This is a genomic window from Shewanella oncorhynchi (assembly GCF_030848765.1).
Taxonomy (GTDB): Bacteria; Pseudomonadota; Gammaproteobacteria; order Enterobacterales; family Shewanellaceae; genus Shewanella; species Shewanella oncorhynchi.
This window is the reverse complement of the sequence record NZ_CP132914.1, coordinates 191,292-213,425: the sequence shown is the minus strand read 5'-3', so window position 1 is coordinate 213,425 and position 22,134 is coordinate 191,292. Positions and strand designations below refer to the sequence as shown.

At 49.0% G+C, this 22,134-nt stretch carries 8 protein-coding genes; all 8 read right to left on the bottom strand.

The genetic code is table 11. The features are described from left to right. Window positions 1-5 precede the first annotated feature (5 nt). Window positions 6-1,322 (bottom strand): hypothetical protein, encoded by a 1,317-nt coding sequence (locus RA178_RS00925; RefSeq protein ID WP_306684146.1) that lies wholly within the window; start codon window positions 1,320-1,322, stop codon window positions 6-8. Window positions 1,323-1,378: 56 nt separating this feature from the next. Continuing rightward, entirely contained in the window at window positions 1,379-3,256 is a 1,878-nt protein-coding gene (locus RA178_RS00920; RefSeq protein ID WP_306684145.1) for an MFS transporter, read from the bottom strand. Beyond that, the gene (locus tag RA178_RS00915; protein ID WP_263175856.1) at window positions 3,247-3,858 is read right to left on the bottom strand and encodes a TetR/AcrR family transcriptional regulator; all 612 of its coding nucleotides are present in this window, start codon (window positions 3,856-3,858) and stop codon (window positions 3,247-3,249) included. Before RA178_RS00915 ends, RA178_RS00920 begins: the two co-directional genes overlap by 10 nt. Window positions 3,859-4,174: 316 nt before the next feature. After that, on the bottom strand, window positions 4,175-4,618 hold the full coding sequence (locus tag RA178_RS00910; protein WP_263170315.1) for a GNAT family N-acetyltransferase: 444 nt from the start codon (window positions 4,616-4,618) through the stop codon (window positions 4,175-4,177). A 7-nt stretch (window positions 4,619-4,625) separates the two neighbouring features. Further along, window positions 4,626-5,438, bottom strand: a complete 813-nt coding sequence (gene cysQ, locus RA178_RS00905) for a 3'(2'),5'-bisphosphate nucleotidase CysQ (RefSeq protein ID WP_011848162.1) — start codon at window positions 5,436-5,438, stop codon at window positions 4,626-4,628. A 304-nt stretch (window positions 5,439-5,742) separates the two neighbouring features. Next, on the bottom strand, window positions 5,743-6,324 hold the full coding sequence (nudE, locus tag RA178_RS00900) for an ADP compounds hydrolase NudE (RefSeq protein WP_306684141.1): 582 nt from the start codon (window positions 6,322-6,324) through the stop codon (window positions 5,743-5,745). A 236-nt stretch (window positions 6,325-6,560) separates the two neighbouring features. Continuing rightward, the gene (locus RA178_RS00895; protein ID WP_306684139.1) at window positions 6,561-21,209 is read right to left on the bottom strand and encodes a putative Ig domain-containing protein; all 14,649 of its coding nucleotides are present in this window, start codon (window positions 21,207-21,209) and stop codon (window positions 6,561-6,563) included. Beyond that, entirely contained in the window at window positions 21,206-22,066 is an 861-nt protein-coding gene (locus tag RA178_RS00890) for a sulfotransferase family protein (protein ID WP_212600796.1), read from the bottom strand. The genes RA178_RS00895 and RA178_RS00890 overlap by 4 nt, the downstream gene beginning before the upstream one ends. Window positions 22,067-22,134 lie beyond the last annotated feature (68 nt).

Genomic DNA, 22,134 nt, shown 5'->3' with positions numbered 1-22,134 from the left:
AAAAATTAATTTGCAAAAATCGTAATGGCTTCATAGTTATAATTATCGAATTTAGCCGAGCGAATATTACCCGTGCTACGACTCGATTTACTGAGCTCGGCACGGAAATCATATAACCCCGTCATTCCTTCATAGCCCCAGACATATAAACTCATCATAGGGATTGTTATTCCATCAAATGCTGTTTGTAAGTGTATGGGCAAATCTAAATCCGGAATTGCCCCCTTTAATGAAGCTGAAATAGCCCAATTCGCATAGCCATCTTGTCCTATGGTGATTTGTATCGCTTGCATATGGGCATTGTTGAAACTGTAGTCATAATTTGCACTACCACCATTATTAATAGTAGTGATTAAACGTGTCGTTTCATCCAGCATTTGGTTTTCATTTAACGGTAAATTCAGGCTCAAACTCTTCGAAGGATCAGTAACAGCCCTACGTGTTATTGCCGAATAATTTATGTAGCCAGCTTCATTTGCACCAAGGGCAATCCACTGTGATGCGTAAACTAAATTGCGATCAAAAATCGCGGGAAATAATTGCACTTCTTTCGTAGGCCATTCTACCCAGTTTTGGCGACCAAATTCAGTTTCAGAGTAACTCCTTAGCGAATAATCATTGGTATTCACATCAACATTTAACGGAGTCCCTTCATGATTAGTACCTTCAAATTCACTACTCGATATAGGTACTGCTTGCGATAAATCTAGTGTATTTATATCTATGCTAGCAGCATAAGCCGTAACACCACTCTGGCTAGGAACCAACACCATATTCACTGGTGCAAACTTATCGTCCTGCTTACACAGGCGTAATGAAGAATTGTTAGATTGTGAGTCCAAAAATGAGTTATTACCATATAGCTGGTAGTCATTATATACCGCTTCAATTTCACTAAGATCAAAATTCGCATCACTACAGTCACATTGGCTATTTAAATTTTCATCTGTGAAAGCATAAATGCCATAGTCGCCAGCTTTAGCGGCTAAATCCGTACGGATACTCCAAGTTGACTGACCATTACGAAACTCTTTTGCTGCAACTGTTAAATGTGATGCTTCGTTTGTCCAAGGTACATCGACATGTCCCTGCCCATCACTCTTATAAGTGCCGAGAATATGACCGTCTTGTCGGTGAATAATAACATCGGCACCTGCCATTTTTTCTTTTACATTGCATTTGCTTGCAACGCTCTGCACATCCATAACCAATCTAGCTGTTGTTGTACCCGAATCACCAGAATCCCCACCACTTGAATCACTCGAACCGCCGCATCCACTAAGCAATAACACTAGTGCACTGGCATAACATCCATTTCCCATGACCAAACTCCAGAGTATATAAGTTATTATTTTGTAAATTTGTTAGAGCATACTAATTACAACACGGCTTCATTTCGTTTAACAAGTAGGTTTGCAACTTGCTGACGCAGATTTTCATGATTAGCGGAAACGTCCACGATAGGAACCGCAATATCCACCGACACCCTTGACCAAAAACGCTTGGGCATTTTAGCTAAGGCATGTCCACCCTTGTGGCTAAAGTAAGAACCCCATAATCCGTGCAGTGCCATAGGAATGACTGGCACTGGATCTCTGGCCAAAATCTTATCAATTCCGGGACGAAAATCGCCAAGTTCACCGTCAGGTGTGAGTCGACCCTCAGGGAAAATACATACCAACTCGTCATTGGCGAGCGCTTCATGAATTGCCTCGAAGGCACGATTATAGGTATCTTCACTTTGCTTAGGCGAACAGATAGGGATCACACCTGCATGGCGGAACAAATACTTCAACAGAGGAATTTCGCTGATGGATTTATCCATCACAAAGCGGATTGGCCGTGTCGACGCTCCCATAATAATCAATGCATCCACATAACTCACATGGTTACAGACTATGATGCCAGCCCCTTCCTTTGGAATTTTCTCTCGGCCTGTGACTGTCACTCGATACATGACATGACTGAGTAAGTAACTGATAAATCGTTGTGTAAATTCTGGTACTTGTGAATAAACATAGAGCGCGACTACAGCATTCATCACGGCGAGTAGCAGAAATAACTGTGGAATAGTCCAACCTGCAACGCCCAGCAACAGCATAGATAACAGTGCCGAAACCACCATAAACAATGAGTTCATAATGTTATTGGCTGCAATCGCCTGAGCACATTCACCCTTAGGCGAACGAGATTGAATAAACGCATACAGGGGGACGATAAACAAGCCACCGCTAACGCCAATCATAAAGAAATCTAGCATCACGCGATAATGTTGGGACTCGCCAATAAAGGCTTTTAATCCATAGACAAAACCAGCATCTACGGGCGCAGGTGGAATAGCCCAAAGCAAATCGACACCAAAGATAGTTAATCCCAATACCCCAAACGGCAGCAAACCGAGTTCCACATGGCCGTAGGAGAAACGTTCACAAACGAAGGAGCCAACAGCAATCCCGATAGAAAACATGCCTAATAATAATGACACCACAGTCGCACCAGAATGCAAATGCAGCTTAGCAAAGTTAGGAAACTGAGTCAGATAGGTCGCGCCTAAAAACCAAAACCAACTGATAGCGAGGATAGCCATCCAGATTGAAGGCGTTTGACGGGCTTTTTTGATGCTACGCCAAGTGCCCGATAACGGCCTGAAACGTATTTTCTCGATGACGCCCTGTGGGGGTAATGCAGGAATCGCTCGGCTCGATAAATATCCTGCAAAGGCTAATACAGCAACAGTAATCGCCGACCAAAGCGTACCGTTTTCATCAGAAACCAAGATCCCCGCACTCAAAGTGCCCACCAGAATCGAGAGAAAAGTGCCCATCTCAACCCAAGCGTTGCCTGTGACTAACTCGTCCTCTTTCAACGCTTGGGGTAACAAGGAATATTTAACCGGACCGAAGTATGCTGACTGGCTACCCGTTAAAAATAATAGTAATAACATCATCATGTAGCTCTCGCTCAGAATCGCAATCGCGGCGCTAAACATGATGATGACTTCGAGTAGTTTCAATCGGCGAATGAGTTTAGCCTTATCCATATTATCGGCGACCACCCCCGCATGGGCCGAAAAGAGGAAAAATGGCAAAATGAACACCCCAGCCGCCAAGTTCACAAACATATCGACGCTTATGGGTAGGTCTTTCACTTGGCTAAAGGTCACTAATAACAGCAACACATTTTTATAGATGTTGTCATTCAATGCGCCTAAGCACTGAGTCGCAAAATAGGGTAAAAAACGTTTTGTTAGCAGCATGATAGTTCCTTCTGGTAACCCATTCCTTGTAAATAAGCTTGTACGTGACTCTTGAGTAAATCCCGCAGTGATAATGACTCAGCGAAGAGCTTATTATCGAGTGACAGAGAGGTCAGCCCATGAATACCCCCCCATAATACCCGGCTCATACTGAGATGCTGCACCGGCGTAACCTCGGGAAATAGTTGCGCCAATTCACGCTCAATCAGAGTAAATAACCCCGCAATCAATTGTCCTTGCGATTCGGGCAAGGGTTCAGAATCGAGTAATTGCAGCTCAAAAACCAGCTTAAAAGCTTGGCGCTGCTCATGGGCGAATTGACTATACTCCCAAGCCATTGCAATAATTTTACCTAAACTGTCGGCCGCACGAACACCCGTCAATCGGTCGTGCAAAGTCCTAAGCGTTGACTCAGAAACCGCCAGTAATAAATAGTTGTAGCTGCCGAAAATATTGATCAAGGTACTAGGGACATAACCAATTTGGCTGGCCACTTTGCGTAAGCTGAGCCCTATGGCACCTTGATCTATCAGTAACTCAGTTGCTGCTTGTATTGCCATCGCGCGAATTTCATCATGGCTGTGTTCTTTTCGTCTGGCCATAGGTCTCATCCCCTGTTGAATAGCAAGAGACTAACAGCAGTTAAAATAAAAAACAACGTTCAAAATAAGTTTGTTTTACGTACAGAAGAGGGTAAATAATGAAGGATATTATTGAAGATGATGGATAAAGATAGGCACTCGAATTAGATTCCCTCAGCAAGCCGAACTGGAACCGTGGGATGACATCACCTAAAAGAGCATAAAAAACGGCGCGCTCAGTCAGCACACCGTCCATTATTTTGATTTAAAAATCATTCTTAATTCAAAGGTGATTTTTATTTGAGGATAATCTTTGGTTCAAAGATAAGCGCGCGATTTAAGGCCTGCGATAAGTCATCACAACCCTATCTGCGCCATCGCCAAAATAATCGGCCTCAAAAGTTGAATCAATGAAACCTAAATGCTGATATAAGCCATGGGCAGGGTTACTCGGATCAACGGTTAAACACACCCGCTCAACTGACACGGGCAACTCGGCTAAACATTGTTGCATCAAACGTTTGCCGAATCCCTTCCCGCGAGCATTTTCACTCACTGCGACAGATAATATCCACATGCAGTTAGGATCGCTACTCTGGGCACTGAGCAAATAGCCTTGTAGCTGATTATCTGCATCCACGGCCACTAAAAATTGCTCTGGCCAACAATCAAATCCCTGACGGAAGAAAAAATCGGGATAGCTGTGCTCGCCAAAAATGGCCTGTTCGAGCTGATAAACCGCGAATAACTCTGACTTTAATACCGGACGTATAGACTGCATTTGAAAATCATTCACCTATTAAAATCTTATCCCACTCTAAGTTGGGTGCACCAACTACGATGAAATTAGGGTTCTCTAAGCTCTCACGCTCATTGTAGGTTAACGGTTGCAGCTCAGTATCCATCAGCTGTCCACCCGCTTCCTCGACGATAATTTGCGCGGCTCCCGTGTCCCACTCACCCGTTGGTCCGACTCGTACATAACAATCTGCACGACCTTCGGCGACAAGACAACTCTTTAACGCTGCGCCCCCCATCACGACTAACTCGCAGTGTTTGGGATGGTTGAATAGGGTCAACACAGATTGGGGGTCCTGACGGCGACTTACGGCCAATCTTAGGGATACCTTTTCACGGTGCTCAATTTGGCGACTGCTAATACGCACTTCTTGTTTATCCGTGCGTTTGTACGCCCCTAAACCAGCAATAGCGTAATAACACACTTGCGTCATCGGCACATAAACCACGCCCATCACAGGACGATTGTGTTCCACCAGCGCAATAATGACTGAAAAATCACCACTGCCGGCGATAAACTCCCCCGTACCATCGAGCGGATCGACCAACCAATAGCGCTTCCAAGATTCACGCACACTCAACGGGATGTCGGCGGCTTCTTCAGATAACACAGGAATATCAGGCGTTAAGGCGGTTAATCGGTCACAAATGATCTTGTTCGCCGCTAAATCTGCGGAAGTGACAGGGGTATTGTCAGACTTCATTTCTCGCTCAAAATTACCTTTGAGATAAATGTCACGGATAGTTATCCCTGCATCGGTCGCAATCGCAATAACTTCGTCGATCAACTCTTCTGGCTTCATAACAACTCCAATCGCCTGCTGAGCGAATGTTTTGCAAGCGTGCAAACTCTGAACGCTTAAAAGGAAAAAGATTATTTAAGTTATATACCCAAGCTACCTGAAGATACGAGTTTCAGAGCGCCTAGGGTGCTTCAATTCAAGGCGCATCAATGACAGAATGTCGGCCACCTTTTAAATTGATGCAACGCCGAAGTGGAGTGCCCTAGGCGCTCCGTCCCGGCGGGTTTTAACGCACTTTATGCTGTGTTGGTTATTTTTAACTTAGCCCGCTAGGTCTGCAAATAACCGCCTTGCCTAAAGTGCGTTAAACTCCCGCTGAATCTTGCATCTTCAGGTTGTTTGGGTATAAATATTTTTGCGCCAAAAACAACGCGCTCACACTACGGGATTCAGAAAAATTGACATCATCGAGCAAGGCTTCCCAATCGGCGAGCGCCCAAGGCACCACATCAATTGGCTCAGGCTCATCACCTTCAAGGCGACTCTCATACAGATCTTCTGCAAGAAAAATTTGCATCTTACTAGAGAAATAACCCGGAGCTAGGCTGAGTTCTTTCAGTAAGGTGAGCTTATTCGATCCAAAGCCAATTTCTTCCTGTAATTCACGGTTAGCAGCTTCTATTGCTGTCTCACCAGGATCGATCAAACCTTTTGGGAAACCGAGTTCGTAATTATCAGTTCCTGCAGCATATTCGCGTGCCAGTAGCATTTTCCCTTGATGAATAGGCACTATCATCACAGCGCCACGACTACCGCCTTTCATGCGCTCATATTGGCGCTCTACACCATTGGAGAACTTAAGATGCACTTGCTCAATTTGAAATAATCGGCTTCTCGCGACAATTTCGGTATGCAATATTTCCGGCTTATTCTGCCGTTGCGACATAACTGCCTCTGGATAAAAAAGCGATAAATTAAATAAGGTAAGTGACAATCTTACTATCCTGTCTTTAATCTACAACCTGAATTTATTACATGCTCCTAATGGTAAGCCACAAATCCTTTGCGATATGCATCACAAACCCAGCCCAGCCTTAAGTGAACACCTTCAAAATATTCTCAAATATGATGTTTTTATTGGATAGTAAAAAGGGGCGAATGCCCCTTTTGATATGCTAACGCTTAAAATTGATATCGTAGATTGAGCTGGTAACTGAGGAAATCATTAGGCTCGATATCCACATATTGATATCCCAAACCTACAGACCATGAATCACTAAATTGATAGCTAAAACGCACACCCGCATACCAATCTGTACCATCAAGCTCTGTAGTTAAACGGCTATTGCCCATAGTGCTACTGATATCCGCTTGCCACCTAAACAATCCAATGGGTACTTCGAACCGCCAAGCTTCATGTTGGAGTAAAGTGAAACGTAATCCCAGCATGACACCATCGGCCAGTACTGGCGTCACGGCTTTGACCTGCTCATGATATTGCTCAGGGGTGAGACTTGCGCCCTCAATCCTCGCAGTCCCATTACCAAAGTCGGCATAGCCTAATTCGATGGCAACAAAGGGAGTCCATTGATAACCGATACTCACACCCAAAGCAGTATCTTTATCATCAACCGATGTTACAAAGCCTGTCCCCGCTTGTGGCTGTAGATCTCGCCTGCTGCTATCAACCTGAGCTTGCCCGACAAATCCCTCGACGTACCAGTTATCAGCCGCATTTGCTTGATTAACGGAGCCTGCGAGCAACAAAGCGCCCAAGACTAATTTATGTAATTCCTTACGGCGAATTAAACCCATTGTAAGAATCAAACTTAATGCCCATAAGGACATACTGCCTCCACCAGACTTGTTATCTATCACCACTTCTTGGTATGCCTTAACTGTGATTAACGCTTGCCCAGTTGCTTCGCCGCCCAATCCATCACTAATCTGATAACTCACAGTATCTACTCCATCAAATCCAGTTTTAGGGATATAACGTAGTTTATTAGACTCAACAGAAACCGCTCCTTGCTGCGCGGTTGCGCTGACTAAGGTTAAAACATTGCCGTCGGGATCGCTGTCATTACTCAACACATCGAGTAACAAGCTCGTTCTGTCATCTATGGCAGCACTATCGTTCACTGTCGTAGGTGCCATATTGCCATTAACAATCACAGTCAACTCACTACTCGCAGTACCACCTTTACCATCGGTAATACTATACACCAGCACATCTGTACCGATGAAATCGGTTGCTGGCGTGTAACTTAACTGCTGATTAGCCAAGATAACTACGGTTCCGAACTCGCTGGTGACTTGTGTTACAGTCAAGGCATCACCATCGCTATCCGTATCATTGGCGAGCACATCGACATCGAGACTCTGATTCCAAGGTAAAGAAGCCGTATCTGGGTTCGCCACAGGTAAATGGTTACCATTGAGTATTACTGACACGCCACTTGGGTCGACAATGGTTCGGTTAGCGACGCCATCGTCATCGTTTGGCCCACCATCTTCTATGGTTAACTGAACACACCAATGGCCTTCAGTTAATCCTGAAGTCCAACGATTATCTCCAGGAGGAGGGCAGAAACCACGCTCGCCTTCACTACTGGCGACACTATTGCGCGCATCAATCACAAAATCCTTCCAACCATTTTGGGCTTGATACTTACGATATACTGCATTGGCAGGAACTGGCGAACGTTGTGGTATCACCAGACTGTAACTCTGCCCTTGTTGCGGTAGTCCTGTAGCAATGAAGTCAAAAATCCCCCCCACATTGGCCGCGATACTGTCTTCAGGAACCAGATTAGGTAATAGTTGAATACCACTTTGCTCTTGCATCAGTGCAATATTACCTAAGCGTAAGCACACGCCCGCTTGCCCCTCTGCCAAGAAGTACACAGGCTGCAACTCACCTTCAGGCATCACGTTACACTCATTGATTGCATCCAAGTAATCTGGAATGCCATCGCGGTCTGTATCGGTAAATCCCTCTTGGTTATCAGGGATCAAATCACCGTCGGTATCAGTCCCAGTCAGAGCCGGCAGAGATGGGCGCACAACAATATAAACTTTCTCCGTGGTAGACAGCGCGGGTAAGCCGCTATCCGTCACAGTCAAGCTCACAGGATAAATGCCCGGCAAGATCTCTGTTGGCAAGAAGAACATCCCCTCATCATCGGACTGCAAGTTCAGCGCGCCACTCGACCATACAGATGTCAAAGTATCGTTCATGTTAGCATCGCTAATCTGCGCATGAATATGAACCTCGCCACCATTTTGTGCCACGATCAACTGACGTTCACCCGCTTGAGTCACCTCAAGAGTCACACTCGGGGCAATGTTAGCCTCAGTGATCGACACTTGTGTTTGCTTCTTACTGCCTAAATTCAAACTTGGATCTAGGCTGATCAACACATCTTCTTCAGCCTCAACTTCCCCATCCTCTATGGTTCTAAAGTGAATATGGGCCAATGTACCTGAAGTAATCTCCACTACCGCATCGACTAAGTCATGATCATTGCTGTCCGCGGAACCTGCAACCGTATAAGGAACTGATATTGGATACTCAGGCGCTACACCGTTTAAGTGAATACTAACAACAACCTCATTACCCTCTCCCACGACTTGATCTTTACTCAAGGAAATTAATGGATGCACTTTTACTTTCTGAGCCTTAGTCGCTTTGTTGCCATCACGATCTACGGCTTGCCAGTAAGCAAGATAACTACCAGGGGCAAAGAATAAACGCTTATCGACCAAAGAAACGGGCAGTGGATGACCATTACGATCGACGGCCTTCGCAAACCCTAGATCCACCCGAGTGAACAAGCCTGTTGCATTAACCTCAACATCACTAGGTACAGTAATAACAGGTAAATTGTCAGCCTCCCCACCTTCTACCAGTAAGTTGACTTTTGCACTTGCGCGCCCTTTCTGACCATCACTAATGGTATAACGAAGTGCGACCGGACCAACATAAGCTGCAGGGGCAGTAAATATGAGTCCATCAGCAATAATCTGCACACTACCTATGTCTGCCGCCGCGCCATCGATAGTCAAAGTATCACCGTCCACATCAACATCATTCTCTAGCGCAGGTAGTGTGTATTTATCATCCGCGGTGCTGGCTAGAGTGTAATTATCATCGACAGCTTGTGGGTCATCATTCACTGGCGTGACATTAATGGTGATAGTTGCAGGCTCAGAACTCAGTTCAGCATCCTTAGCAATAAAGCTTATCTGATCTGCACCGTTGAAATCTTTCTCCGGTGTGTATAACCACACAGTTCCATGCTGCTCCAAAGTGCCCGATTCAGGTTGGCTCACCACTTCATAGGTAAGAGGATCACTATCTGCATCCTCCCCAGTAAGCGTGATCATTACAGAGCTATCTTCCTCTAAGGTCACACTTGCACTCGTCGCAACAGGCGCATCGTTAACGTTCGTCACTGTAATGCTAAAGGACTGCTCAGCCGTTAAGCCATCCGTGTCCGTCACACGTAAGGTGACCGGGTGACTGCCCACATCAGCATTGCCAGGCGTGCCACTGAGTAAACCCGTCGCCGCGTTGAAGCTCAACCAGCTTGGTATCGTCACCGCACTAAATGTCAGTACGTCGTCCACATCGACATCTGTAGCGGCAAAGGTATAGCTGTAAACAGCGTCTTGCACAGCGGCCGTAGTTGCTGTTGAAGTGATGGTAGGTGCGTCGTTGCTATTAGTGACTGTAATACTAAACGATTGATCTGCTGTTAATCCGTCAGCGTCCGTCACTCGCAGTAACACAGCATGACTGCCCACATCCGCATTACTCGGCGTACCACTGAGTAGACCTGTCACCGAGTTGAAACTCAACCAGCTCGGTTTGGTCACTGCGCTCAGCGTTAAGCTGTCGCCGGTATCGGCGTCAGTTGCAGTCAAGGTGTAACTGTACGCAGCATCCTGAGTCGCTGCCGTCATCGCCGTCGAACTAATCGTCGGCGCATCGTTGACGTTTGTCACCGTGATGCTAAAGGACTGCTCAGCCGTTAAGCCATCCGTGTCCGTCACTCGTAAGGTGACAGCGTGACTGCCCACATCCGCATTGCTCGGCGTGCCACTGAGTAAACCCGTCGCCGCGTTGAAACTCAACCAGCTCGGTTTGGTCACTGCGCTCAAGGTTAAGCTGTCGCCAGTATCGGAGTCGCTGGCCACTAAGTTGTAACTGTACGCCGCATCTTGGGTTGCCGCCGTCACCGCCATTGAACTAATCGTTGGCGCATCGTTGACGTTAGTCACTGTAATGCTAAAGGACTGCTCAGCCGTTAAGCCATCCGTGTCCGTCACTCGTAAGGTGACAGCGTGACTGCCCACATCCGCATTGCTCGGCGTGCCACTGAGTAAACCCGTCGCCGCGTTGAAACTCAACCAGCTCGGTTTGGTCACTGCGCTCAGCGTTAAGCTGTCGCCGGTATCAGAGTCGCTGGCCACTAAGTTGTAGCTGTACGCCGCATCTTGGGTTGCCGCCGTCACCGCCGTCGAACTAATCGTCGGCGCATCGTTGACGTTTGTCACCGTGATGCTAAAGGACTGCTCAGCCGTTAAGCCATCCGTGTCCGTCACTCGTAAGGTGACAGCGTGACTGCCCACATCCGCATTGCTCGGCGTGCCACTGAGTAAACCCGTCGCCGCGTTGAAACTCAACCAGCTCGGTTTGGTCACTGCGCTCAGCGTTAAGCTGTCGCCGGTATCAGAGTCGCTGGCCACTAAGTTGTAGCTGTACGCCGCATCTTGGGTTGCCGCCGTCACCGCCGTCGAACTAATCGTCGGCGCATCGTTGACGTTTGTCACCGTGATGCTAAAGGACTGCTCAGCCGTTAAGCCATCCGTGTCCGTCACTCGTAAGGTGACAGCGTGACTGCCCACATCCGCATTGCTCGGCGTGCCACTGAGTAAACCCGTCGCCGCGTTGAAACTCAACCAGCTCGGTTTGGTCACTGCGCTCAGCGTTAAGCTGTCGCCGGTATCAGAGTCGCTGGCCACTAAGTTGTAGCTGTACGCCGCATCTTGGGTTGCTGCCGTCACCGCCATTGAACTAATCGTTGGCGCATCGTTGACGTTAGTCACTGTAATGCTAAAGGACTGCTCAGCCGTTAAGCCATCCGTGTCCGTCACTCGTAAGGTGACAGCGTGACTGCCCACATCCGCATTGCTCGGCGTGCCACTGAGTAAACCCGTCGCCGCGTTGAAACTCAACCAGCTCGGTTTGGTCACTGCGCTCAAGGTTAAGCTGTCGCCAGTATCGGAGTCGCTGGCCACTAAGTTGTAACTGTACGCCGCATCTTGGGTTGCCGCCGTCACCGCCATTGAACTAATCGTCGGCGCATCGTTGACGTTTGTCACCGTGATGCTAAAGGACTGCTCAGCCGTTAAGCCATCCGTGTCCGTCACTCGTAAGGTGACAGCGTGACTGCCCACATCCGCATTGCTCGGCGTGCCACTGAGTAAACCCGTCGCCGCGTTGAAACTCAACCAGCTCGGTTTGGTCACTGCGCTCAAGGTTAAGCTGTCGCCAGTATCGGAGTCGCTGGCCACTAAGTTGTAACTGTACGCCGCATCTTGGGTTGCCGCCGTCACCGCCATTGAACTAATCGTTGGCGCATCGTTGACGTTAGTCACTGTAATGCTAAAGGACTGCTCAGCCGTTAAGCCATCCGTGTCCGTCACTCGTAAGGTGACAGCGTGACTGCCCACATCCGCATTGCTCGGCGTGCCACTGAGTAAACCCGTCGCCGCGTTGAAACTCAACCAGCTCGGTTTGGTCACTGCGCTCAGCGTTAAGCTGTCGCCGGTATCAGAGTCGCTGGCCACTAAGTTGTAACTGTACGCCGCATCTTGGGTTGCCGCCGTCACCGCCGTCGAACTAATCGTCGGCGCATCGTTGACGTTTGTCACCGTGATGCTAAAGGACTGCTCAGCCGTTAAGCCATCCGTGTCCGTCACTCGTAAGGTGACAGCGTGACTGCCCACATCCGCATTGCTCGGCGTGCCACTGAGTAAACCCGTCGCCGCGTTGAAACTCAACCAGCTCGGTTTGGTCACTGCGCTCAGCGTTAAGCTGTCGCCGGTATCAGAGTCGCTGGCCACTAAGTTGTAGCTGTACGCCGCATCTTGGGTTGCTGCCGTCACCGCCATTGAACTAATCGTTGGCGCATCGTTGACGTTAGTCACTGTAATGCTAAAGGACTGCTCAGCCGTTAAGCCATCCGTGTCCGTCACTCGTAAGGTGACCGCGTGACTGCCCACATCCGCATTGCTCGGCGTGCCACTGAGTAAACCCGTCGCCGCGTTGAAACTCAACCAGCTCGGTTTGGTCACTGCGCTCAAGGTTAAGCTGTCGCCAGTATCGGAGTCGCTGGCCACTAAGTTGTAACTGTACGCCGCATCTTGGGTTGCCGCCGTCACCGCCATTGAACTAATCGTTGGCGCATCGTTGACGTTAGTCACTGTAATGCTAAAGGACTGCTCAGCCGTTAAGCCATCCGTGTCCGTCACTCGTAAGGTGACAGCGTGACTGCCCACATCCGCATTGCTCGGCGTGCCACTGAGTAAACCCGTCGCCGCGTTGAAACTCAACCAGCTCGGTTTGGTCACTGCGCTCAGCGTTAAGCTGTCGCCGGTATCGGCGTCAGTTGCAGTCAAGGTGTAACTGTACGCAGCATCCTGAGTCGCTGCCGTCATCGCCGTCGAACTAATCGTCGGCGCATCGTTGACGTTTGTCACCGTGATGCTAAAGGACTGCTCAGCCGTTAAGCCATCCGTGTCCGTCACTCGTAAGGTGACAGCGTGACTGCCCACATCCGCATTGCTCGGCGTGCCACTGAGTAAACCCGTCGCCGCGTTGAAACTCAACCAGCTCGGTTTGGTCACTGCGCTCAAGGTTAAGCTGTCGCCGGTATCGGCGTCAGTTGCAGTCAAGGTGTAACTGTACGCAGCATCCTGAGTCGCTGCCGTCATCGCCGTCGAACTAATCGTCGGCGCATCGTTGACGTTTGTCACCGTGATGCTAAAGGACTGCTCAGCCGTTAAGCCATCCGTGTCCGTCACTCGTAAGGTGACAGCGTGACTGCCCACATCCGCATTGCTCGGCGTGCCACTGAGTAAACCCGTCGCCGCGTTGAAACTCAACCAGCTCGGTTTGGTCACTGCGCTCAGCGTTAAGCTGTCGCCGGTATCAGAGTCGCTGGCCACTAAGTTGTAGCTGTACGCCGCATCTTGGGTTGCCGCCGTCACCGCCGTCGAACTAATCGTCGGCGCATCGTTGACGTTTGTCACCGTGATGCTAAAGGACTGCTCAGCCGTTAAGCCATCCGTGTCCGTCACTCGTAAGGTGACAGCGTGACTGCCCACATCCGCATTGCTCGGCGTGCCACTGAGTAAACCCGTCGCCGCGTTGAAACTCAACCAGCTCGGTTTGGTCACTGCGCTCAGCGTTAAGCTGTCGCCGGTATCAGAGTCGCTGGCCACTAAGTTGTAGCTGTACGCCGCATCTTGGGTTGCTGCCGTCACCGCCATTGAACTAATCGTCGGTGCATCGTTGACGTTCGTCACAGTGAGATTGAAAGCGGGCAGGCTCGCACTGAGCACTCCATCACTCGCACTGATCACAATTGCCGTCGTCGTACCAACATCTGCATTGCTCGGCGTACCGCTCAATGCCCCCGTAGCTGTATTAAAGCTCGCCCACGAAGGTCGATTCGTAATATCAAAGACTAAACTATTACCGTCCGCGTCTGCTGCGATGGGCATAAAGTTATAAAGTGTACCTTGAGCCACATTGGTCGCAGGTGTCCCTAAAATAGTGGGTACACTATTCACCACAACATCGAAGGTCCGAGTGCTAGAATTACCCGCAATATCTACTAGCGTCAGGGTGATGGTGCTCGTGCCCGATCCCAGCGCAGTCACAGTCACACCTCTATCAGCATCGCTTCCTGCCAATACAACATCCGCAAGTGGAACCACAGAGGTATCAGAACTCGCTGGCGTTACTAGGATATCCGTTGCAGCGGTTACATCATCGGTAATAGTAAATGCGAGCGTAGATGAGCTCTCGCCAGGTTGAATGTTTTGATGAGCAATTGCCGAGGAAGTGGGTGCACTCGTATCAATAGTCACAGAAAGGGCACTCGATGCAACACTGCTATTTCCTGCAATATCTGTCGCTACCGCTGTGATGCTATGGGTTCCAGGGCTCACGCTCGTTGCGTTGACACTCCAGTCACCACTACCATCCGCATTGACTGTACCAAGCACTCCATCAAGATGGCTGCTAAGGACAACGCTGGCGCCGGCCTCTGCCGTGCCAGTCAGTATGAGAGTCGTATTCTTGGTGATATTATCCGTTGAACTCACACCTGAATCGCTTGCCGCATCGAGATCAGGCGCAGAAGGTGCGACAGGAACAGTGGCGTCTTGAGTAATAGTAGGGACATTCTGGGGTGCGGAAACATTGCTCGCTGCATCGCTGGCAATCACAACGAAATTATTGTCGCTGTCCGTCGATAATGAGGCACTCAGAGTCCAAGTGCCCGCGACCACTATAGTGTCATCCAACACAGTCGCGTTATCGGCAACACCGTCATTATCCACATCGGCATAGAGGCTGATTGTCACCCCATCGTCAGCGTGCGTTCCGCTGATCAATGTCGTTGCCAGATTGGTACTTATAGTGCCAGCAGGCGTAGTAACAATAGGATCGACGGGGGCAGTCGTATCGACAATTACATTGACACTGTCCCACTGGCTATAGCTTAAATCGGCATCGTTGCTGCCCGTATCCCGCATGGTGTCACCATTAAGCACTATGCCATTAGCATCGACAATTAAACCACTCGCCCCCGTGTTATCGCCCGCTTGGACTGTATATCTATAGGTCAGCACACCGCTGGTAGCTGATACGAATACCGCTTGACGAGCCACACCATCAATATCGAGCGTCAGCGTAGAAAGTGTGCCAGAAACCGTTACATCCTCGGTCAGAGTGAGAGTGATATCAATAGCACTGCCGACCCCATAATGGCCATCGTTAACATTAACCATATTCACTGCGGGAATTACAGCATCCTTCGATATGGTATCGGTCACTGCGGGACTAGAAACATTACCCGCCGCATCAGTCAGAGTCAGGCTCACGGTCAGAGTGCCATCCCCTAAACCGCTCACATCTATATTAGTAATCTGCTGTGACGCACTTGCGACTGCAATAGATCCTGTGACAGGCGTGCCCGTACTGCCAGTAATAGTGTAATTTGCACTGGTTCCCACCTCAGCACTCGCTAAGGTCAAGCTAATCATGCCTTGATTTGCCTGGGTGACCGATGCCTGATCAAAACTGACGCTGGCAATAGTCGGCGCATCCGTATCGACCGAGTGTGCAGCACCTGCACTATAGGCTCCGAGAGCATTACCCGCATCATCGGTGATATCACTCGATACATGACCCACCTTCAGACTACCCGTACCCGAAATAGCATTAACAGTCACAGCAACGCCAGCACCTGAACTGGCTGAAATATTCGAAATAGAGCCGGATGCTGTGCCTGTGCTCGCCAGAGCAAAATCATCCGTCGTCAGGCTATTCACAGATTCACTAAAGGCGAGGTTGAATATCACACTGACATCCGCAGCTGAGGCACCACCAGCGGGGGCCGAACTGGTTATCGTGGGTGTTTGAGTATCGAGCGTAAGCGCAAGTTCCGTCGACACCGCGCCAGTATTGCCCGCAATATCGGTCGCAGTGGCCGTAATATTTTGTGCGGAATTACTGGTTAATAGCGGCGTGGTAAACGACCAATTTCCAGCACCATCTGCAGTTGTAGTCCCCAATGCGCCATCGATGCTGCTCGTGAGCGTCACAGTACTATTCGCCTCTGCACTGCCAGTGAATGCCGGAGTGGTATCGTTGGTTACATTATCTGTGCTGCTGATCCCCGAATCAGAACCTGCGGCAAGATCGAGCCCCGAAGGGGCTAAAGGTGGATCACGATCGACGGCATGGCTTGCGCCACCGGTATAAGCGGCGGTATAGCCATTGATGCCATTACCATTACCGGCAGTATCTTGGATATTAGTATTCGCGTTGACATCGAGTCTCAGACTACCCGTGCCACTCACAGTATTCACAGTCACATCAACACTGGTGCCGGATGCAGCAGAAACACTGGCAATACTGCCACTTGCCGAACCTGTTGCCGTAAGAGCAAAATCATCAATAGAGAGATTGCTCGCCACCTCATCTAAACTCACACTAAACACGAGACTAGCGGCGTTCGCCGCGGGTGAGCCCGATACCACCACGCCAGTAACAACTGGTGGAGTTACATCGGCAACGGTAAAGTTCCAATCGGTTTTATTACTAATGCCGGCGTAAATGTTACCCGCTAAGTCGGTAATAGCTCCATTGGCGATTTGAATATAATAACTAGTTTTTTCAACTAGATTAGCGGTTGGGTTAATAGTCAACACACCCGCCGTTATCATTAGCTGCCCGGCTGGAGAACCTACATCAATGGTCGCTACGGCCAGATCATCGGCATCGTAGATCACTATATTGCCAGTACCAAGCTGGATATCCTCATTCATGGTCAACACAAAGTTGGCATCGATAGCCACACTTACATCACCATCTGCTGGACTAAAACTCAGCACTGTCGGTGCGGCTGTATCCACGAGAATTGCGACAGTTGAACCAACCGAGTTCAGCGTGAGCACTAAATCATTACCCGCACCGTCAAGCAAGGTTCCCCCGTTGGCATCAACGCTAGATGCCAAGCCAATACCATCGGTATCGTTATCACCAGACTGCACTATATAACTAAAGACTAAATTTGTGGTTCCGGAACCACTGATATATGTGGCATAACGGGTTGTTCCGCCAATGGTTACGGCGATACGCGGCGTACCACCGCCCGTATTAACAGTCACATTTTCAGTGCTGCTCACCGTAAAACTCAAGGTTTCTCCAACCACATAAGTATCACCCGCAGGGACCGCGACGCTACTCACAGTAGGCGCTATCGCATCCACTAAGACGGACGAGGTACTACCGACTGCATTTAAGGTTGAGCTCAAGCTATTACCAGAACTCTCTTTTAAGGTGCCACCATTGGCTTCTATCGATCCCGCGATCGCTATCCCATCGGTGTCGAGATCGCCACTTTGCACTGTATAGCGGAAAGTCAATGCGCTGCTGCCAGTACCGGCAAGATAACTGGCATACACAGTGGATGCACCGAGCGTCAATGCAATACGCGGCGTGCCACCAACAGTAATAGCTTCGCTGGTATTGACGGTAAAATCGAGGGATTGCCCGGTAATATAAGTCGCATTAGCCGGAACGCTGACACTGGTTACCGCTGGCACCACATTATCCACTGTGGCATTACTGCTATCAGCCTGGGTTTTGCTATTGCCCGCATTATCCGTCGCCGTGATCGACACATTACGACTCGAGGCATTAATGGCACCGGCAACCAAGGTATAAGTCGCCGTCCAAGTACCGCTGTTATTGGTTGCCGTGACAGCTGCCCCGCCGCCAAACTGGGAGAAGTCAGCAGTCACAGCATTCATGGTGTCGTTGTTGTTATCACCACCAGCGGTGTTATTCCAGGTAGCCGTGACCGTATCGCCGGCGATATAAGCGCCCGCAGTACCAGTGCCGCCGGAAATGCCGATATACACATCGGATACCAATGGCGCAATACTATCGACTGTCGCGTTGCTGGTGTCTGCAGTTGTTGTAGTGTTGCCCGCGTTATCAATCGCAGTAAGACTGATATTGCGGTTTGTGGCATCAATAGCACCTGAGGTAATAGTGTAGGTTGCTGTCCAAGTACTGCTACTATTGCTCGCCGCCACCGCAGCACCGCCACCAAATGCAGAAAAGTCCACAGTAGCACTGCTGATAGTGTCTGTGTTGTTATCGCCACCCGCAGTATTATTCCAACTGGCGGTTACTGTATCGCCAATTTTATAGGCACCTCCGGTACCAGTGGCACCGCTGATGCTAAGACGGTTATCTGTGACAACTGGCACAACGTTATCCACAACGGCATTGGTTGTGTCAGCAGTAGTAGTGTCCCCTTGGGCATTGGTTGCGGTCACGCTGACATTACGACTGGATGCATCAATCGCACCAGAAGTGAGAGTATAAGTTGCCGTCCAGATTCCGCTGCTATCCGTCGCAGCCACAGCGGCGCCACCACCAAATTGCGAGAAATCGACAGTCACACCTGTGATTCCGGCATTATTATTGCCGCCAGCGGTATTATTCCAAGTCACAGTGACGGTATCGCCAATTTTGAAGGCTCCCCCTGACCCTGTCCCCCCTGAAATGCTGATATTGCCATCGGTTACTGTCGGCGTGGTTGACGCCGTTAATTGACTGCTATCTGCCGTGGTTAAACCACCAGAAGATGCACGCAAATTGAAAGTTTCACTACCCGCGCCAGAATTGGTGTAGGTAATTTGCATACTGGTAAAAGTGGATACGCCACTGCTGGGAGTGATAGACACTGTGGCACCATTACCATCGGTATCTCCCGTCCCCGTGATCGTCGCGCTGCCCGCACCGTTAACTTCCGCCAAGGTAATACCTGTAGCATAACCCGTGTCCACAATGCTGTTTGCATCGCGTGCCGATACAATTGGCACAGTAGAGAAAGCAGTGTTCTGACCGCTAATGACGCTAGTAGGTGCAGGTTGAGTATCGAATACCAATTGGTTGGCTACTACATCTGAGGTTACAGAATTGGCATCAACAGTCGGCAAATTTGAACCAACGCCATCCTGATCATTCGCGGTCAGAGTGAATGCTTGCTGATCGGCGGTGGCGGTATAAGTCAGGTTGCTAAATGTCGCCACACCCGCGGTCGCCGCTTGAGTAGCGTTGGTTAAGCTTCCCGCACTGGACTCGGTCAAGATAAGGGTTTCGGCGAAATCCACATCGGTATTGCCAAACGCATCACGCGCCACAATAACAGGTTGGGTCGTCAATGCCGCGCCGGAAACAGAACCCGCAGGCTGGGTGGTAAAGACTAGCTGGCTAGCGACCACATCAAGGGTTGTGCCGCTGCCATTGGTGACTGCACTCTGCCCGCTTACCATTTGCGTGCCGCTGCCGCCGACCGTGAGGTTAGTATCGCCATCCACACTCAAAATAATAGTGCGATCTTCTGTGAGCGTCGTATTGTCGTTGTAGTGGGCATTAACCGTGTAAGTTTCATTGCCCCCGTCAGCAACGGACATAGTCAGGCCAGAGAAGGTAATAGTATCTGCACCAGCGTTGTAAGTACCGGTCACATTGCTGGCATCCGGTCCGTTCAGGCGCCAGGTAATTTTGCTGCGCTCGGCATCAGTACTAGTGCCACTAACGCTGATAACAATTTGAGAAACAGTAGTCGCAAGACCATCAGAAGTTCCACCGTCACTGATGGTAAAGTCAAAAACATCCACAGCTTCACCGACCGAATCAATAGTAGTCGCAAGCCCGACAGGCTCAGCAACGCCACCAGCTGCGATGAGGGTGGCATCAGAGTTGGCAGGAGGAGTATCTATTGCATTCGCGACGGTGAAACCATAAAACTCAAAGAACTCGGGGCCATCCGTTGAAGAATTACAAGCACTGGCACAATCAAAAAACAATTTAAAGCCTTTTAGCTTAACGCCCGAAAAAGACGCCAATTGTCCTGGTGCAAAGGTAAAGGTCTCTTTAACTCCGCTTCCGTTAACAGTCGAGGAGGTAACAGTTCCGCCATTCTGCAAGTAACCAACAATACGCAGATTAGTAAATTGAGCTGTATAGGCAGGATCAGCAGCCTCGCCTCCCGTTAATCCAGTTAACTCAAATGCAGTGGTATTGGTACCATCTGCGCGCAAATAAAAATAATGGTTAGTGCTAGTCTCACCACCATGCATGTAAGCAAAATTGCCAATGCTACTAGCTAGATTTTGAGTGACGCCATCACCACCCTTAGCGGTTAATCTGAAATGAGTTGTGCTGAGCTGTGCAGTTGCCTGCCCACTCCAACCTACAAAACCATAAGTGCCATTTATAATTGGCGCTAACACCCCTGAAAAATCCCTTAATGCTTTTTCAGAAAACGCCAAAGTAGATTCAATATTTCCGCGGGTAACTTCTAAATCCCAGTCGCCTTGTAATTCGGCATTGCCGGTTAAATTATTGGAGGCGGCAATATCCAAACCTGTGTTATTGCTGATGATATCCAGCAACTCTTCACCGCTGTCATTCGCGGCCAGATCGCAACCGTAAAATAATAAATCGCCACCTTCACGCACCGCGCCTTTTAACGCGGCAAATGCCAACACTTCACGCTGGATTGTCTCCGGAGTAATACGTGAATTACCGAGCAAAATAGCGCCCGCTTGTGCGTGGGAGACCACATGAATAGCAGCGAGATTTTTGTGTCCATCAAGTACATTAATTAATTGCGGTAATCCAGCGATAGAAGAATCTAACTCTACCAATTGAACACTAGGTTTAAGGGCGCGGCGCAATACCGATTTATCAGCTTCAGCCACTGCACCATCAACAATCACCAGCTCACGCACCGGATGTGCACTCTGGATATCCAGTTGATCGCCAGATAAATCAATTAGATCCTGTGGTAAAGAGGTGTCTGAACGCAATAATAGATCGGTCGATGCACTTATCGATGAACTCAAATAGGATCGCTGATAACTCGGCGCTGCAATAGCACCAGCACCATAGAGTCCAAATGGTAATAACAGCGAGGAAAGCCCACTAAGCAGTGCGTGTCTCATGATAAGTGATTCCCTTCATTTTTTGCGTTAGGTGCTACAGGTTTTTTACTTGCAATAATATTGGCTGCAGTGCCAGTACTATCCAGCCAGAAGTCCATTTCTTGATACTTCATAAATAAGTCAGGCGGTAAAATACTGCGCCTACTTTTGTATTCCACTTTCCGCTTAACGCTATGCAAACCTTTGACCCCAAGATTGTGGTCAAACTCATTTTCAGCATAGTCGACATTATTAAAATCGTGATCGAATTGCGGTTCGCCAATAAAACGATAGATTAACTCCAGCGTGCGTGCCGGATGCTGGGTAAGCAGATCATAATCCACTAATAGTAAGCGATCAGAAAACTCGCCGTAATAGGCTTCCTTGAGTGCCGTCCATGCACTTCCAACCGCACCACCAGCATTGATTAATGACTCGCAGCGGCTATACACCGTCTGGCGCGAGGCCGCATTGAACATACGGCTGTAATCAAAAGGGTTTTTACGGTAAATCACTTCAAAACTATCCATAATCCAAGCCGGATTGCGCACACAACAAATCACTTTAAAATCATCAACCAACTCTACCAATTGATGTAGACGGGCAGTCCAGTGACGGTTGGTGTCGAAAATAACCGGATGATTTTTATCTTGGTAATAAGCATCAATTAATGCCCGACAAATGACCTTACGTTTATGTTCATCGAAAAATGAATAGGACTCACTACCAGCCCCCATTTGTTCGAGGGCACCATTCACAAGCCCCGCTACAGGGCTACTGATAGCCGCATGAAAGCGTGGATTTTGCCGAAGTATACCTGCGAGCAGCGTCGAGCCAGCACGCGGTAAACCTGAAATAAAATGTAATTTGTTTGGCATTAATGTGACTTACTAATTAAAAATATTTATTAAAAACTTCCCGACAAACATGCCGGGATCATTCATCA

Bases quoted from the DNA above. Each gene is read 5' to 3' on its own strand.
- RA178_RS00910 (WP_263170315.1), bottom strand. From the start codon at position 4,618: ATGCAGTCTATACGTCCGGTATTAAAGTCAGAGTTATTCGCGGTTTAT.
- cysQ (WP_011848162.1), bottom strand. From the start codon at position 5,438: ATGAAGCCAGAAGAGTTGATCGACGAAGTTATTGCGATTGCGACCGAT.
- nudE (WP_306684141.1), bottom strand. From the start codon at position 6,324: ATGTCGCAACGGCAGAATAAGCCGGAAATATTGCATACCGAAATTGTC.
- RA178_RS00915 (WP_263175856.1), bottom strand. From the start codon at position 3,858: ATGGCCAGACGAAAAGAACACAGCCATGATGAAATTCGCGCGATGGCA.
- RA178_RS00895 (WP_306684139.1), bottom strand. From the start codon at position 21,209: ATGAGACACGCACTGCTTAGTGGGCTTTCCTCGCTGTTATTACCATTT.
- RA178_RS00890 (WP_212600796.1), bottom strand. From the start codon at position 22,066: ATGCCAAACAAATTACATTTTATTTCAGGTTTACCGCGTGCTGGCTCG.
- RA178_RS00920 (WP_306684145.1), bottom strand. From the start codon at position 3,256: ATGCTGCTAACAAAACGTTTTTTACCCTATTTTGCGACTCAGTGCTTA.
- RA178_RS00925 (WP_306684146.1), bottom strand. From the start codon at position 1,322: ATGGGAAATGGATGTTATGCCAGTGCACTAGTGTTATTGCTTAGTGGA.